Origin of the sequence: Lysobacter gummosus, assembly GCF_001442805.1 — a bacterium.
GTDB lineage: Bacteria > Pseudomonadota > Gammaproteobacteria > Xanthomonadales > Xanthomonadaceae > Lysobacter > Lysobacter gummosus.
Window position 1 is genome coordinate 3,232,787 of the sequence record NZ_CP011131.1, and the last position, 14,006, is coordinate 3,246,792.

The 14,006-nt window shown below is 66.6% G+C and carries 12 protein-coding genes; 4 read left to right on the plus strand and 8 right to left on the minus strand.

All coding sequences use genetic code 11. From position 1 onward, the window contains the following. Positions 1–323: 323 nt before the first annotated feature. From der to ndk, 7 genes are all read right to left on the minus strand, one after another. Complete coding sequence (gene der, locus LG3211_RS13075; RefSeq protein ID WP_057943226.1) at positions 324–1,724, minus strand: ribosome biogenesis GTPase Der; 1,401 nt, start codon at positions 1,722–1,724, stop codon at positions 324–326. Between the two features lie 466 nt (positions 1,725–2,190). Beyond that, positions 2,191–3,408 (minus strand): outer membrane protein assembly factor BamB, encoded by a 1,218-nt coding sequence (bamB, locus tag LG3211_RS13080; protein ID WP_057945468.1) that lies wholly within the window; start codon positions 3,406–3,408, stop codon positions 2,191–2,193. Positions 3,409–3,425: 17 nt separating this feature from the next. After that, complete coding sequence (locus LG3211_RS13085) at positions 3,426–4,055, minus strand: YfgM family protein (RefSeq protein ID WP_057943227.1); 630 nt, start codon at positions 4,053–4,055, stop codon at positions 3,426–3,428. A gap of 135 nt (positions 4,056–4,190) precedes the next feature. Further along, a complete protein-coding gene (locus LG3211_RS13090) occupies positions 4,191–5,027 on the minus strand; it encodes a RodZ domain-containing protein (RefSeq protein WP_057943228.1) in 837 nt (278 codons plus the stop codon). Further along, positions 5,027–5,821 carry a type IV pilus biogenesis/stability protein PilW gene (gene pilW, locus LG3211_RS13095; protein WP_187313012.1) on the minus strand — a complete coding sequence of 265 codons (795 nt, stop codon included), beginning with the start codon at positions 5,819–5,821 and terminating at the stop codon, positions 5,027–5,029. The genes LG3211_RS13090 and pilW overlap by 1 nt, the downstream gene beginning before the upstream one ends. A 55-nt stretch (positions 5,822–5,876) precedes the next feature. Continuing rightward, entirely contained in the window at positions 5,877–7,064 is a 1,188-nt protein-coding gene (gene rlmN / locus LG3211_RS13100) for a dual-specificity RNA methyltransferase RlmN (RefSeq protein ID WP_057945469.1), read from the minus strand. 139 nt (positions 7,065–7,203) lie between these two features. Continuing rightward, on the minus strand, positions 7,204–7,629 hold the full coding sequence (gene ndk, locus LG3211_RS13105) for a nucleoside-diphosphate kinase (protein ID WP_057943230.1): 426 nt from the start codon (positions 7,627–7,629) through the stop codon (positions 7,204–7,206). A 398-nt stretch (positions 7,630–8,027) separates the two neighbouring features. Between ndk and LG3211_RS13110 the strand changes: the two genes are divergently transcribed. From LG3211_RS13110 to LG3211_RS13125, 4 genes are all read left to right on the plus strand, one after another. Beyond that, positions 8,028–8,648, plus strand: a complete 621-nt coding sequence (locus LG3211_RS13110) for a TetR/AcrR family transcriptional regulator (RefSeq protein WP_057943231.1) — start codon at positions 8,028–8,030, stop codon at positions 8,646–8,648. A gap of 171 nt (positions 8,649–8,819) precedes the next feature. After that, a complete protein-coding gene (locus tag LG3211_RS13115) occupies positions 8,820–11,195 on the plus strand; it encodes a 3-hydroxyacyl-CoA dehydrogenase/enoyl-CoA hydratase family protein (RefSeq protein WP_057943232.1) in 2,376 nt (791 codons plus the stop codon). A 99-nt stretch (positions 11,196–11,294) separates the two neighbouring features. After that, positions 11,295–12,497, plus strand: a complete 1,203-nt coding sequence (locus LG3211_RS13120) for an acetyl-CoA C-acyltransferase (RefSeq protein WP_057943233.1) — start codon at positions 11,295–11,297, stop codon at positions 12,495–12,497. 155 nt (positions 12,498–12,652) lie between these two features. Next, positions 12,653–13,387: a methyltransferase family protein gene (locus LG3211_RS13125; RefSeq protein ID WP_222837501.1), complete on the plus strand. Its 735-nt coding sequence runs from the start codon at positions 12,653–12,655 to the stop codon at positions 13,385–13,387. Between the two features lie 260 nt (positions 13,388–13,647). On the opposite strand, the gene LG3211_RS13130 is transcribed toward LG3211_RS13125, so the two are convergent. Continuing rightward, positions 13,648–13,941 carry a hypothetical protein gene (locus tag LG3211_RS13130; RefSeq protein ID WP_057943234.1) on the minus strand — a complete coding sequence of 98 codons (294 nt, stop codon included), beginning with the start codon at positions 13,939–13,941 and terminating at the stop codon, positions 13,648–13,650. Positions 13,942–14,006 lie beyond the last annotated feature (65 nt).

A 14,006-nucleotide genomic window follows, 5' to 3' on the forward strand; every position in this document is an offset into this window, starting at 1 on the left:
TCGGCGTTGCCTCGGGCTTGCCTCGCCGTCGGGGCTTCGAGTCGGGGCTGAAGCCCCTCCCGCAAAAGACTTCGTTGCCTCGTAAGGCCTTGGCGTTGTTTGGACTTACTTCGCCCGTGAAGCTTCAGCCCTTCCCACAAAAGGCCTCGGTGCTTCGCAACGCTTCGATGCGTTGGCTGAAACACGGAACCGAATGCATTCCAATGCCTCGCCGAAAAACAAAAAACCTCGCAAGCCGCGAGGTTTTTTGTGGGAAAGGCTTCAGCCCCGGCACGAGATGCGACTGCCCGCAACTACTACGAGGCCGCCAAAAGCCCAGGCGCTTACTTGCCGCGCTTCACATGCCGGATCAAACGCTTCTTCTTGGCCACCTGCCGCTCGGTCAGCACGTTCTTCTTGCCTTCGTACGGATTGGTGCTGTCCTTGAACACGAAGCGCACCGGCGTTCCGACCAGCTTGAAGCGCTTGCGGAAGAAGTTCTCCAGATAGCGCTTGTAGCTGTCGGCGAGCGTGCGCAGACGGGTGCCGTGGACGACGAAGGTCGGCGGATTCAAACCGGCCGGATGGGCGAAGCGCAGCTTGGCCACGTGTCCGCGCACCACCGGCGGCGGATTGGTCTCGTAGGCGACTTCCATCGCCTTGGTGACTTCGCTGGTGCCGATTTCCGTGGTCGCCGAGGCGTGCGCGCGATGGATCGCGGCGAACAACTCGCGCAGGCCCGAACCATGCTTGGCGCTGATGCGAATCTTCTCCGCCCATTCGACGAAGGCGAGTTTGCGCATCAGCAGGTTTTCGGTCTGCTGGCGCTGGTACTCGGTCTGCCCGTCCCACTTGTTCACCGCGACCACCAGCGCGCGGCCGGAGTCGAGCGCGTAGCCGAGCACGCTGGCGTCCTGGTCGGTCACGCCTTCGCCGGCGTCGAGCATGACCACCGCGACCTGGCAGTTCTCGATCGCCTGCAGGGTCTTGATGATCGAGAACTTCTCGACCGCTTCCTCGACCTTGGACTTGCGCCGCACGCCGGCGGTATCGACCAGCCGGTACAGACGGCCGTCGCGCTCCATATCCACCGCGACCGAATCGCGGGTGGTGCCCGGCACTTCGGAGGCGATCATGCGTTCTTCGCCGAGCAGGCGATTGACCAGGGTCGATTTGCCCACGTTCGGGCGGCCGATGAAGGCCACGCGGATGCGGTTGGGATCGTTGTCGAGCTCGGCGGTGACGCCTTCTTCGGGCAGGCGCGCGAACACTTCCGCGAGCAGTTCGTCGATGCCCTGGCGATGCGCCGAGGACACGCCGATCGCGTCGCGGATGCCGTAGCGGGCGAAGTCGTTGATCGCCGCGCGCACGTCGAGGCCGTCGGTCTTGTTGACCACCAGCAGGGTCGGCCGCGCGGTCTTGCGCAGCCAGGCCAGGATTTCGTCGTCCAGGGCCGAGGCGCCTTCGCGGCCATCGACCACGAACAGGACCAGATCGGCTTCCTCCGCCGCGGCGCGGGCCTGGCGCGCGGTGGCGCCGGCCAGGCCTTCATCGATGCCGGCGATGCCGCCGGTATCGACGACCGCGAACGGTCGCTGGCCTTCGGGCCGGCACACGCCGTAGTGGCGATCGCGGGTGACCCCGGGCTCGTCGTGGACGAGCGCGTCGCGGGTACGCGTGAGGGCATTGAATAAGGTGGATTTTCCGACGTTGGGGCGGCCAACGAGGGCGACTAGGGGCAGCATGTGTTTGAAGCCGGGAATGGAGAATGGGGAATCGGGACTGGAAGGTGCGCGGCTGCGGGCAGCGGCGTCGGCCTTCGGATCCCGACGGAACTAATTCATGTAGCGCGGGTTTGCGGAGCAGACCATGGTCGAACCGCCGTCATGCCGTCGGATCGACGGGAATCCGGCGGCCATGAAACCGGTTCTGCGAGGCCGGCCGTCATGAAACAGGCCGCCATAGTGCCAGAGCGGGCGCGAAGACGCTTTCGCACGCCCGCCGAACCGTGCTCCCGCCCGGATCGCCGCGGGCGCCGAACGGCCCCCGGCGGATGGATACCGATAAAACGAACGGCCCGGAACGGCTGTTCGCCGCCCGGGCCGCGCATGCCGGGACGTGGTATCGGGAACCGGAACGAAGGCTGCGCAGCGGTAAGACCGCGCCGAACCGTCCATTCCCTATTCCCGACTCCGCGCTGCCTGGCTCACTTCACTGCAGCTTGAACGCCGTCAGCTCGCCCTTGATGTTCTGCACGATCAGCACGCCGTCGGCAACCACTGGAGCGGCCTTGAGCGGCTTGCCGCCGGCGCGGGCGCGCGCGGCGAACTCGCCGGTGTCCAGCTTCATCCAGTGCACGTAGCCGTCGAAATCGCCGACCACGGCGTAATCGCCCTGCACCGCCGCGCCGGTCAGGTTGCGGCGCGCCAGCGACGGCTGCGACCACAGGGCGCTGCCGCCGTTCTTGTCCAGGCCGTACACCGTGCCGGACGGATCGCTGACGATCAGCTTGTCGCTGCTCAGGCCCAGACGGCCGACGCCGCCGTGCTCGCTGGACCACAACGGACGGCCGCTCGGCGCGTCGATCGCCACGGTCTGCTTCTTGAAGCTGGTCGCGTACAAGGTGGTGCCTTCCAGCACCGGAGTGCCGTCCACATCGGCCATGCGATCGAGCTCGCTGCGGCCTTCGGGCTGCGACACCGACTGGTCCCAGGTGGTGTGGCCGTCGCTGGAGGCCAGCGCGCTGACCGTGCCGTCGTCGTTGCCGACGAACACGAAGCCCGGGCCCACCGCCGGCGAACCGTTGCCGCGCACCGACAGCATCGGCACTTCATGGTTCCAGAACCAGCGACGCTCGCCGCTGGCGGCGTCGAACGCGGTGACGCGGCCGTCGTTGGAACGCACGAACACCAGACCCAGGCCGATGCTCGGCGCGGCGATGACTTCGTTGGTGACCTTGGCCGTCCACTTCTCGGCTCCGGTGGCCGCGTCGAGCGCGATCACTTCGCCGTCCAGGCCGCCGATCACGACCAGGCCTTCGCCCGCGCCGGGACCACCGGACAGGCGGATGTCCTTGTCCTTCTTGTCCTTGTCCTTGCGCATGGGCACGTAGTGCCAGACTTCCTTGCCGGTCTGCAGGTCGTAGGCGTGCACGCCACCCTTGAGCGCGGCGGCATAGACGCGTCCGTCGGCGACGGTCGGGCCCTGGCCCACGCCGATGCGCTCCTCGCCCTTGCCGGCGTTGACCGACCAGATCTTGTCGACCTTGACGCTGGGGGTGAAATCGGTGAGTTCGGTCGGCTCGTTCGGCTTGCCGTCGTCCTTCTTCTTGCCGCCGAACCAGCCCTTGACGGTGGAGCAGCCGCTCAGTGCGAACGCGCACAACACGACAGCGGCGGTGGCGCGCACGACGGCGCCGCCGGAGGACATCTTCTGGGCTTGGATCATTAAGACTTGGCCTCGGGCTTGACCGGCGTGCCGCCGGCTTCGGTGAGCTTGAGTTCGAGCAGGCGGCGGCGCGGCGAGGCTTCATCGAGCTTGCCGAGCGCGGCGGTGTAGTCGTTGCGGGCCAGATCGGCCTTGCCGAGCGCGAGCTGGGCGTCGCCGCGGACTTCCATCGCCATCGGCGAGGTCGATTTGCCGAGCAGCTTGATCGCATCGGCCGGCTTCTTGGCGTCGATCAGCAAGCGCGCCAGGCGCTGGTTGACGATCTCGGCGATCGCCGCGTCGTCGGTCTTGATGCCCTGCAAGGTGGCGATGGCGGCGTCGCGCTGGTCGGTCTCGACCTGCGACTTGGCCAGATCCAGCGATGCCAGCGTGCGGTACATGCCGTCCGGCAGCGCCTTGACCTTGGCCGCGGCGGCCTTGTCCTTGGCATCGACCGCGTCGGTCGCGGCCTGGAACTGCGTGGCGGCCTTGCCGTGCTCTTCGAGCTGGTGGTTGCCCCACCACTTCCAGCCGCCGATCGCGGCCAGGCCCAGGGCGATGCCGCCGATCAGGCCGGCGCCGTTGGCGCGCAACCAGGACAGTACGCGTTCGCTTTGTTCGTGTTCGTCGAGCAGGTCGTCAATCGCCATGATGCGCCGTCGGTAAGCTGACTGAACGGCCCGCCGCCGCGCGGGCGCGGTGGAATGGGCCGTAATGGACCGGCCCGAAGCCGCACTCGATGCAGCGTCGGGCCGATGAAGGTGTTCGCGGACCCGCAGCGCGGGTCAGTCGGAGACCGGCGCGAGGGAACCGTCAGAGGATAGCGTAAAGCGCGCGACGTTCGCGCGGCTGAACGGTGCCAGATCGACCGGTTGGCCGGCGTTGCGGACTTCGACCGCGGAGATGTTGCCCAGACGCACGCTGGCGACGTCGCCCGGGGTGTAGCTGCGCTCCTGGCCTGCGCCGAGGATGCCTTCTTCCAGCTTGCTGCCGTCGGTGCCGACGATCTGCACCCAGCTGTCGCCGCTGAACTTCAAATTGAGGGTCTTCGCGGCCTGGGCTTGCGCCTGCGGCAGCGGCGGCGTCATCGAAGCGATCAGCGGCGTGCGCTGCGGCGGCGTCGAATCGGCTGGCGCGGCGGCGCCCGTCTGCGACGGCGCGGCGCCCGCCGGACCGGCCGGCAACGCCGCCATGTCCAGCGATTGCACGGTGGAATTGCTGTTGGGATGACGCGTGGCGATCCAGATCGGCACCGCGATAGCCGCGGTCATGACGATGTAGACGGCGCGGCGCGTGGTCTGCTCGAACACGCGGCGGTAGCGCGGCGTGTGGGTGTGGCTGACCAGTTCGGACGGCGCGGTCGAAGCCACCGGCGTACCGCTGAGCTGGCTTTCCAGGTCGATGCCGACCAGGCGCGCGTAGCTGCGCAGCTGGCCGCGCACGAAGACCGGCGCGCCGAGACTGGCGATGTCGTCGCTTTCCAGCGACCTGACGACACGCGACGGCATTTTCAGCCGTGCGGCCACGTCCTCGATGGACAGCCCCGCTGTTTCGCGAGCCTGTTTGAGACGCGCGCCACAGCTTCCGCCGACCTCAGTCGCGAATTCGTTCGACTGCATCATCACTTACCGCCATCCCCCGATTCGGAGCCCTGCGCGTCAGGGAACTCCGCCCTCATTCGCTGAACGTATCTCGCGGCGGCTGCCGTGTCGCCGAGTTTTTGTTCGATCTGTGACGCAGTCATCAGCGCTTCAGCTGAAATAGGGCCCGCGGCTAATCGCCGTTCAGAAAACGCCCTCGCCTCGAAGGCGTTGCCCAGGCGCAGCTGGCGCCTGGCCATCGCGCCCAGCGCCATCGAATTGCCCGGATCGATGGACAGCGCCAGACGCAGGTCGGCATCGGCGCGCTCGCCCTGCCCCAGCTTGTCGGCGCAGGCGCCGCTGTTGGCCAGCACCACCGCCGGCGTGGAGTACTGCGGATCGGCCAGGGCGCGATCGAAATACGCCATCGCCTCGCTGGCGCGCTGGTTGGCGCACAGCCACACACCGTAATTGTTGAGCGCCGCGCCGCGGGTCGGCGCGTACTCGGCCGCCTTGCGGTAGTAGCCGCCGGCCTCGGCGTTCTGGTTGTCGCGCTCGGCCAGCAACGCCATCAGGCTGTAGGCCTCGGCCGAACGGGGGTCGTACTTGAGCGCCTGCTTGAGCTCTTCGCGGGCCTTGGGCACGTCGCCGGCTTCCAGGTAACGCTGAGCCGACAACGCCCGGCCGGTCGCCGCGCCCTTGCCGTCGGCGTCCTTGCGCTTGTCCTTGAAATCGTAGGTCGGTCCGGTGTGCTCGAAGTCGTGGCGCTGCAAGTTCGGCTTGATGAAGCTCAGTCGGTTGCAGGCGCCCGCGCCCAGCACGACCAAGACCGACAACAGCACCCAGCGGGCGGCGCGAACGCCGCGCCCTTGCGAAGGTTGAAACGGTGAATCAAGCCGCGGCATCGCCGACATCCGTGTTCTGTCCATCCAAGCCCTGGGCTTGCAGTTGTTTGCGGAACTCGGCCTGGCGCCGGGTGCGGTCCATGACCTGACCCTTGAGCTGGCCGCAGGCCGCGTCGATATCGTCGCCGCGGGTGCGCCGCACCGGCGCGATCATGCCGGCGTCGTTGAGCAGTTTCTGGAAGGCGCGGATCGCCGCTTCGTCCGGGCGCTCGAAGCGCGTACCGGGGAAGGGATTGAACGGGATCAGGTTGACCTTGGCCGCGTCCTTCATCTGCACCGCGTTGTCGAACTGGCGCAGCAGGCGCACCAGTTGGCGCGCATGGGTCGGCTGGTCGTTGACGCCCTTCATCAGGGTGTATTCGAAGGTGACCGAGGTGCCGCGCTTGCGCAGCGCGTAGCGCACGCAGGCGTCCATCAGTTGTTCGATCGGGTATTTCTTGTTGAGCGGCACCAGCTGGCTGCGCAACTCGTCGTTGGCCGCGTGCAGCGACACCGCCAGCGACACGTCGCTGACCTCGCCGAGCTTGTCGATCATCGGCACCATGCCGGCGGTGGACAGGGTGACGCGCTTGTTGGCCAGGCCGTAGCCCAGGTCGTCGCGCATGATGCTCATGGCGCGCACGACGTTGTCGAAATTCGCCAGCGGCTCGCCCATGCCCATCATCACCACGTTGGTGAGCTTGCGCTGTTGATGCGGGACGTTGCCGAGGTGACGCGCCGCGACCCAGACCTGGCCGATGATTTCGGCGGTCGACAGATTGCGGTTGAAGCCCTGGGTCGCGGTCGAGCAGAACTGGCAGTTCAGCGCGCAACCGACCTGCGAGGACACGCACAGCGTGCCGCGGCCCTTGTCGGGGATGAAGACCGCCTCGATGGCGTTCTTCGGGTCCATGCCGAGCAGCCACTTGTGCGTGCCGTCGGTGGAGGGTTTATCGAACACGACCATCGGCGCGCGCACTTGCGCATGCGCTTCGAGCTTGGCGCGCAGCACCTTGCCCAGATCGGTCATGTCGTGGAAATCGGTGACGTAGCGGTGATGGATCCACTTCATCACCTGATGCGCGCGATAGCGCTTCTCGCCGAGAGTCTGCTCGAAGAAATCTTCGAGCTGGATGCGGTCGAGGTCGAACAGGTTGGTCTTGCCGTTGTCGGGGACCATGGCGCCGAGGGACATCGGCGCCGTGGTCTTGCCGGTAACGTTCACGATCTCGATGTCCGCGCGCGCAGCGGAGTCCGTCGTGGGCGTGTCGCCGGCGAGCGGAAGATCGTTTGCGGTGTCGCGGATATCGTTCACTTCGTACTCGTTGCGTGGCTTAGCGCGGATACACGTCGGTGGCCGGGAAGAAGTACGCGATTTCGATCGCGGCATTCTCCAGGCTGTCCGAGCCGTGCACGGCGTTGGCGTCGATGCTGTCGGCGAAGTCGGCGCGGATCGTGCCCGGCGCTGCGTCCTTCGGATTGGTGGCGCCCATCAGGTCGCGGTGCTTGAGCACGGCGTTCTCGCCCTGCAGCGCCTGGATCATCACCGGACCGCTGATCATGAACTCGACCAGGGCGGCGAAGAACGGACGCTCGCGATGCACGGCGTAGAAGCCTTCGGCTTCCTGCTTCGACAGGTGCTTCATCTTGGAAGCCACGACCTTCAGGCCGGCCTTTTCGAAACGGGAATAGATCTCGCCGATGACGTTCTTGGCGACGGCGTCGGGCTTGATAATGGACAGGGTGCGCTCCAGCGCCATGGAAAGTCTCCGGGTAGGCGGGCCGCTTACGGTCGGCCCTGAGAATAACAGAAAACCCGCGACGAAACGCGGGTTTAGCCGATATGGCTCCCGTAATTCTACATGTAACCGCGAGCCCGTCGCCACACCCGTGATGCGATGGCACACCGGTTTCCGGCGACACCAAAGTCGATTTCGCGATGAGACCGGGATCGCTCCGGAGCGGCCGGCACACGATTGTGCAAACCACGACACATTGCCGGCACCCCGGCCGGCCTGCGAACCGACCGATCCGGTCAGGCGGGCGGATTGACGCGCCCTCGCCCCGGGGACTAGCATCAAACAAGCGTTTGATTCATGCCGCCGCTTCAAGACCGCCGCCAGCCGTCCCCCACTGTTTCCGGAGTCCGCCCGACCGCATGTCCACTACCGCGCATTTTTCCACCAAGGACCGCATCCTCGGCGCCGCCGAAGAGCTGTTCGCCCAGTTCGGCTTCAGCGGAACCTCGCTGCGCCAGGTCACCAGCCGCGCAGATGTCAATATCGCCGCGGTCAACTACCACTTCGGCAGCAAGGAAAACCTCGTCAACGAGGTATTCCGCCGGCGCATGGACGAGATGACCGAGCAGCGCATGAGCGCGCTCAAGGCCGCCGTCGCCCAGCACCCGGGCGAACTGGAGCCGATCCTGGCCGCGTTCGTCGAACCCGCCCTGGCCCTGGCTCAGGACCGCAACGGCGGCGGCGCCTTCGTGCGGGTGATCGCCCGCGCCTACGCCGAGAAGAACGACAGCCTGCGCAAGTTCCTGTCCGACCACTACGGCCACGTGCTGCGTGAGTTCGCCAAGGCCATCGCCGTGGCGGTGCCCGGGCTGACCAAGGAAGAGCTGTACTGGCGCCTGGACTTCCTGGCCGGCTCGCTGACCTACGCCATGGCCGACTTCGGCCTGATCAAGCGTCCCGCCGGTGTCACCGAGGCGGCGCATCGTGAACGCGCTGCCCGCGAACTGATCCGTTTCGCCGCCGCCGGCTTCAAGAGCTGAGCGGCGCAGGCCCGGTCCCGGCGGGGACCGGCGCCGCCGGCGTGCCCAGTGCACCGGTGAATTCCACCCGTCCGCGCTCAGCGAGCCCGCGCTGGATCCAGCCAGTGCCCGCGTGAGCACCTCCCCTCGCCACGTCCCAGATTCTCGAATTCCTTCAAGGAGTTGTAGACGATGTCCAACCAATTGCTAGTCCGTCGCGCCGCGGTCCTCGGGGCCGGCGTCATGGGCGCCCAGATCGCCGCGCACCTCACCAATGCCGGCGTCGATACGGTCCTGTTCGACCTGGCCGCGAAAGAAGGCGACCCCAACGGCATCGTCAACAAGGCCATCGCCAATCTGGCCAAGCTCAGCCCGGCGCCGCTGGCCAGCAAGGCCCTGGCCGAGCGCCTGACCGCCGCCAACTACGACACCGGCCTGGAACAACTGCGCGGCTGCGACCTCATCATCGAGGCGATCGCCGAACGCATGGACTGGAAGCAGGACCTGTACAAGAAGATCGCCCCGTTCGTGGCCGATCACACCGTGCTGGCCTCCAACACCTCCGGCCTTGGCATCAACAAGCTTTCCGAAGTGCTGCCCGAGCAGCTGCGCCACCGCTTCCTCGGCGTGCACTTCTTCAACCCACCGCGCTACATGCACCTGGCCGAGCTGATCCCGGCCAAGACCACCGACGCCTCGGTCCTGGAAGGCCTGGAAACCTTCCTGACCACGACTCTGGGCAAGGGCGTGGTGATCGCCAAGGACACCCCGAACTTCATCGGCAACCGCGTCGGCGTGTTCTCGATGCTGGCCGCCATGCACCACACGGAACAATTCGGCCTGGGCTTCGACACCGTCGATGCGCTGACCGGTCCGGCCATCGGCCGTCCGAAGTCGGCCACCTACCGCACCGCCGACGTGGTCGGCCTGGACACGATGGCCCACGTCATCAAGACCATGGCCGACACCCTGCCCGACGATCCGTGGCACCCGTACTTCAAGTCGCCGAAGTGGCTGACCGCGCTGGTCGAGAAAGGCGCGCTTGGCCAGAAGGCCGGCGCCGGTTTCTACACCAAGAAGGGCAAGGACATCCTCGTTCTCGACCTCAAGGCGCAGGATTACCGCGTCAGCGCCGGCGAGCTCGATGCCGACATCGCCGCGCTGCTGAAGGAAAAGGATCCGGCGAAGAAGTTCGCCGCATTGCGCGCCAGCACCAACCCGCAGGCGCAGTTCCTGTGGGCGGTGTTCCGCGACAGCTTCCACTACAGCGCCTTCCACCTGGAATCGATCGCCGACACCGCGCGCGATGTCGATTTCGCCATGCGCTGGGGCTACGGCTGGTCGCTGGGCCCGTTCGAAACCTGGCAGGCCGCGGGCTGGAAGCAGGTCGCCGACTGGATCGCGGAAGACATCGTGGCCGGCAAGGCCATGGCCAGCGCGGCGCTGCCGAACTGGGTGTTCGACGGCCGCGAAGGCGTGCACGGCAAGGACGGCAGCTACAGCCCGGGCCGCAACGCCCAGGTGCCGCGTTCGTCCAATCCGGTGTATGCGCGCCAGCGTTTCCCCGATGCGCTGCTCGGCGAGAAGTTCTCGCAGGGCCAGACCGTGTTCGAGAACGACGGCATCCGCCTGTGGGCCGACGACGGCGACGACATCGCGGTGATCAGCTTCAAGACCAAGATGCACACGGTCAACGACCATGTGCTCAACGGCATCCAGGAAGCCATCGCCATCGCCGAGAAGAAGTTCAAGGGCGTGGTGATCTGGCAGCCGAAGGAGCCGTTCTCGGCCGGCGCCGACCTGTCCGGCGCGCTGGGCCTGCTGCAGGCCGGCGATCTGAAGGGTTTCGAGGCGATGGTCGCCAACTTCCAGGCCACCAGCCAGCGCATCAAGTACTCGCTGGTGCCGGTGGTCGCGGCGGTGCGCGGTCTCGCGCTCGGCGGCGGCTGCGAGTTCCAGATGCATTCGGCGCGCAGCGTGTTCGCGCTGGAAAGCTACATCGGCCTGGTCGAGGCCGGCGTCGGCCTGCTGCCGGCCGGCGGCGGCCTGAAGGAATTCGCGGTGCGCGCTTCGGAAGCGGCCGGTCCGGGCGGCGACGTGTTCGCCGAACTCAAGACCGCGTTCGAGAGCGTGGCGATGGGCAAGGTCTCGACCTCGGCCTTCGAAGCGCGCGAACTCAAGCTGGCCCGCGAAGGCGACCGCGTCGTGTTCAACGCCTTCGAACTGCTGCACGTGGCCAAGGCGCAGGCGCGCGCGCTGGCCGAAAGCGGCTACCGCCCGCCCCTGCCCGGCCGCCGCATCCAGGTCGCCGGCGACGTCGGCATCGCCACCTTCAAGATGATGCTGGTCAACATGCTGGAAGGCCGTTTCATCTCGCCCCACGACTACGAGATCGCCACCCGCATCGCCACCGTGATCTGCGGCGGCGAAGTCGATCGCGGCGCGCTGGTCGATGAGGAATGGCTGCTCAAGCTCGAGCGCGAACACTTCGTGGCCTTGGCGCAGATGCCCAAGACCCAGGAGCGCATCGCGCACATGCTCAAGACCGGCAAGCCGTTGAGGAACTGAGATTGGTGATTCGAGATTCGGGATTCGCAAAAGCGAATTCCGAATCCTCTCCCCTAATCCCGAATCCCTAATCCCGAATCCCGCTTTCGGAGAAAGCACATGAAGCAAGTTCAAGACGCCTACATCGTCGCCGCCACCCGCACCCCGGTCGGCAAGGCCCCGCGCGGCGTGTTCCGCAATACCCGTCCCGACGACATGCTCGCGCATGTGCTCAAGTCGGTCATCGCGCAGGCGCCGGGCATCGACGTCAACCGCATCGACGATGCGATCATCGGCTGCGCCATGCCCGAGGGCGAGCAAGGCATGAACGTGGCGCGCATCGGCGTGCTGCTGGCCGGCCTGCCCAACACCATCGCCGCGCAGACCATCAACCGCTTCTGCTCGTCGGGCCTGCAGGCCGTGGCGCTGGCGGCCAACGAGATCCGCCTGGGCAATTCCGACCTGATGCTGGCCGGCGGCACCGAGTCGATGTCGATGGTGCCGATGATGGGCAACAAGGTCGCGCTGTCGCCGTCGGTGTTCAACGACGACCACGTCGCCATCGCCTACGGCATGGGCATCACCGCCGAGAAAGTCGCCGAGGAATGGAAGATCTCGCGCGAGGATCAGGATGCGTTCGCGCTGGCCTCGCACCAGAAGGCCATCGCCGCGCAGCAGGCCGGCGAGTTCAAGAGCGAGATCAGCCCGTATGAAGTGATCTCGCATCAGCCCGATCTGTCCGGCAATTTGATCAAGCTGCGCAAGACCCTGGTCGAGCTCGACGAAGGTCCGCGTCCGGACGCGTCGCTGGAAGCGCTGGCCAAGCTCAAGCCGGTGTTCCGCAACGGCCAGTTCGGCGGCAGCGTCACCGCCGGCACCAGCTCGCAGATGAGCGACGGCGCCGCGGCGGTGTTGTTGGCTTCGGGCCAGGCGGTGAAGGACTACGGCCTGACTCCGCTCGCGCGTTTCGTCAGCTTCTCGGTCGCCGGCGTGCGTCCGGAAGTGATGGGCATCGGCCCGATCGCGGCGATTCCGAAGGCGCTGAAGCAGGCCGGCCTGAGCAAGGACCAGATCGACTGGATCGAGCTCAACGAAGCCTTCGCCGCGCAGGCGCTGGCGGTGATCCGCGACAGCGGCCTGGACCCGTCCAAGGTCAATCCGCTCGGCGGCGCCATCGCGCTCGGCCATCCGCTCGGCGCGACCGGCGCCATCCGCACCGCCACCATCGTGCACGGCCTGCAGCGCCGTAAGCAGAAGTACGGCCTGGTGACGATGTGCATCGGCACCGGCATGGGCGCGGCGGGCGTGTTCGAGTCGCTGTAAGTCGAATCCGGCATCGCGCTTTACGTCAAAGAACCCCGGGCAAAACCCGGGGTTCTTTTTTGCCTGCGCATTTGGCCGCATCCGCCCCTGTATCCGACGCGGGCGGCATGATGGGATGCAGCGTCGATACGCACGTCCTTCGGAACCGGCCCCCCATGAGCGAATCAGTCTCGCCGTCCGCCCCGCCCGCCTGGGCCGTTGCGATGCGCCGCTTCACCACTTACCTGTCGCAGGATTTCCTCGGCGGCCCGCGGCCATGGAAACTCGCCTGGGTAGTGAATTTCCAGAAGGCCGGCACCTTCTTCTTTCTAGGCGCCTTGATCGCCTGCTACCACAACACCTCCACCGCGGCATGGATCTATCTGGCGATGCACGGCAGTTACGGATTGGTCTGGATCATCAAGGACCTGACGTTTCCGGACCCGAGCTGGCAGGTCAAGGTGACGATCGGCGGCGGCATCAACTCGTTCCTGAGCGTGCTGGGTTGGTACTGGGTGTTCGGCTGGTTGCTGATCTCCGGCACCGCGCGGCCCGACTATCCGCTGCCGGACGCGGCCTGGTTCTGCCTGTGCATCAGCCTGTGCATCCTGGGCTGCGCGATCATGATCGCCGCCGATGCGCAGAAGTATTTCACCTTGCGCCTGCGCCGTGGCCTGATCGACGACGGCATGTTCCGTTATGTCCGCCACCCGAATTATCTCGGCGAAATCATGATCTACGGCAGCTTCGCGCTGATGGTCTGGCACTGGCTGCCGGCGCTGGTGCTGGCCTGGGTATGGCTGGGTCTGTTCGCGGTGAACATGGCGATGAAGGAAGCCAGCATGTCGCGTTATCCGCAATGGGCCGCGTACAAGAAGCGCAGTTGGTGGCTGGTGCCGGGCGTGTTCTGAAGCGCGTTGGCCGCGTTTGGATTCGCATCCACCGCTTCGCGGCCGCGACGGTGTTCGCTGGCTGCCAGTGGCCTCGGCTTGCGTTGCCGATCCGTCGGGCGATTCCGCCGCCTCGGCGACGGCCCGGATCTCAGGAAAAACCCTGGCGGACGCTGATCGTCCGCCGGAGCGGGTCGTCAGTGCCGGCCGCGCAAGCGCGCGACCGGCGGTCTGGCGGTCTGGCGGTCTGGCAAATAAAACGCGAGCCGATGCGGCGCGGCTTACTTCGGGCAGGCGGTGAACTTGCCCTTGGCGTCGCGGCAATGCTTGGTTTCGGCCTTCTTGGCGCAGGCGATGAACTTGCCCTTGTCGTCGCGGCAACGCTCGGTCGCGGCCTTGGCCGGCGCCGACTTGGCGGGGGCTGCGGCGATGGGCTTGGCTCCGGTGGTGGCGGCCGGCGCCGACTTGGTCGTGGGTGCGGGCTGGGTGGCGGGCGCGGGCTGCGGCGCGGCGACGGCGCCGAGGCTCAAGGACAGAAGGAGGGAAGCGAGCGAAACGGCGAGCGTACGGCGCATAGAGGATCTCCCTGAAACGCGACCGGAATGTGGATCGCAGCCGGATGCTAGCAATCGATGTGCCG

Bases quoted from the DNA above. Each gene is read 5' to 3' on its own strand.
- rlmN (WP_057945469.1), bottom strand. From the start codon at position 7,064: ATGTCCCTCGGCGCCATGGTCCCCGACAACGGCAAGACCAACCTGTTC.
- ndk (WP_057943230.1), bottom strand. From the start codon at position 7,629: ATGGCGCTGGAGCGCACCCTGTCCATTATCAAGCCCGACGCCGTCGCC.
- LG3211_RS13085 (WP_057943227.1), bottom strand. From the start codon at position 4,055: ATGGCGATTGACGACCTGCTCGACGAACACGAACAAAGCGAACGCGTA.
- LG3211_RS13110 (WP_057943231.1), top strand. From the start codon at position 8,028: ATGTCCACTACCGCGCATTTTTCCACCAAGGACCGCATCCTCGGCGCC.
- LG3211_RS13120 (WP_057943233.1), top strand. From the start codon at position 11,295: ATGAAGCAAGTTCAAGACGCCTACATCGTCGCCGCCACCCGCACCCCG.
- bamB (WP_057945468.1), bottom strand. From the start codon at position 3,408: ATGTCCTCCGGCGGCGCCGTCGTGCGCGCCACCGCCGCTGTCGTGTTG.
- LG3211_RS13090 (WP_057943228.1), bottom strand. From the start codon at position 5,027: ATGATGCAGTCGAACGAATTCGCGACTGAGGTCGGCGGAAGCTGTGGC.
- LG3211_RS13130 (WP_057943234.1), bottom strand. From the start codon at position 13,941: ATGCGCCGTACGCTCGCCGTTTCGCTCGCTTCCCTCCTTCTGTCCTTG.
- LG3211_RS13125 (WP_222837501.1), top strand. From the start codon at position 12,653: ATGAGCGAATCAGTCTCGCCGTCCGCCCCGCCCGCCTGGGCCGTTGCG.
- LG3211_RS13115 (WP_057943232.1), top strand. From the start codon at position 8,820: ATGTCCAACCAATTGCTAGTCCGTCGCGCCGCGGTCCTCGGGGCCGGC.
- der (WP_057943226.1), bottom strand. From the start codon at position 1,724: ATGCTGCCCCTAGTCGCCCTCGTTGGCCGCCCCAACGTCGGAAAATCC.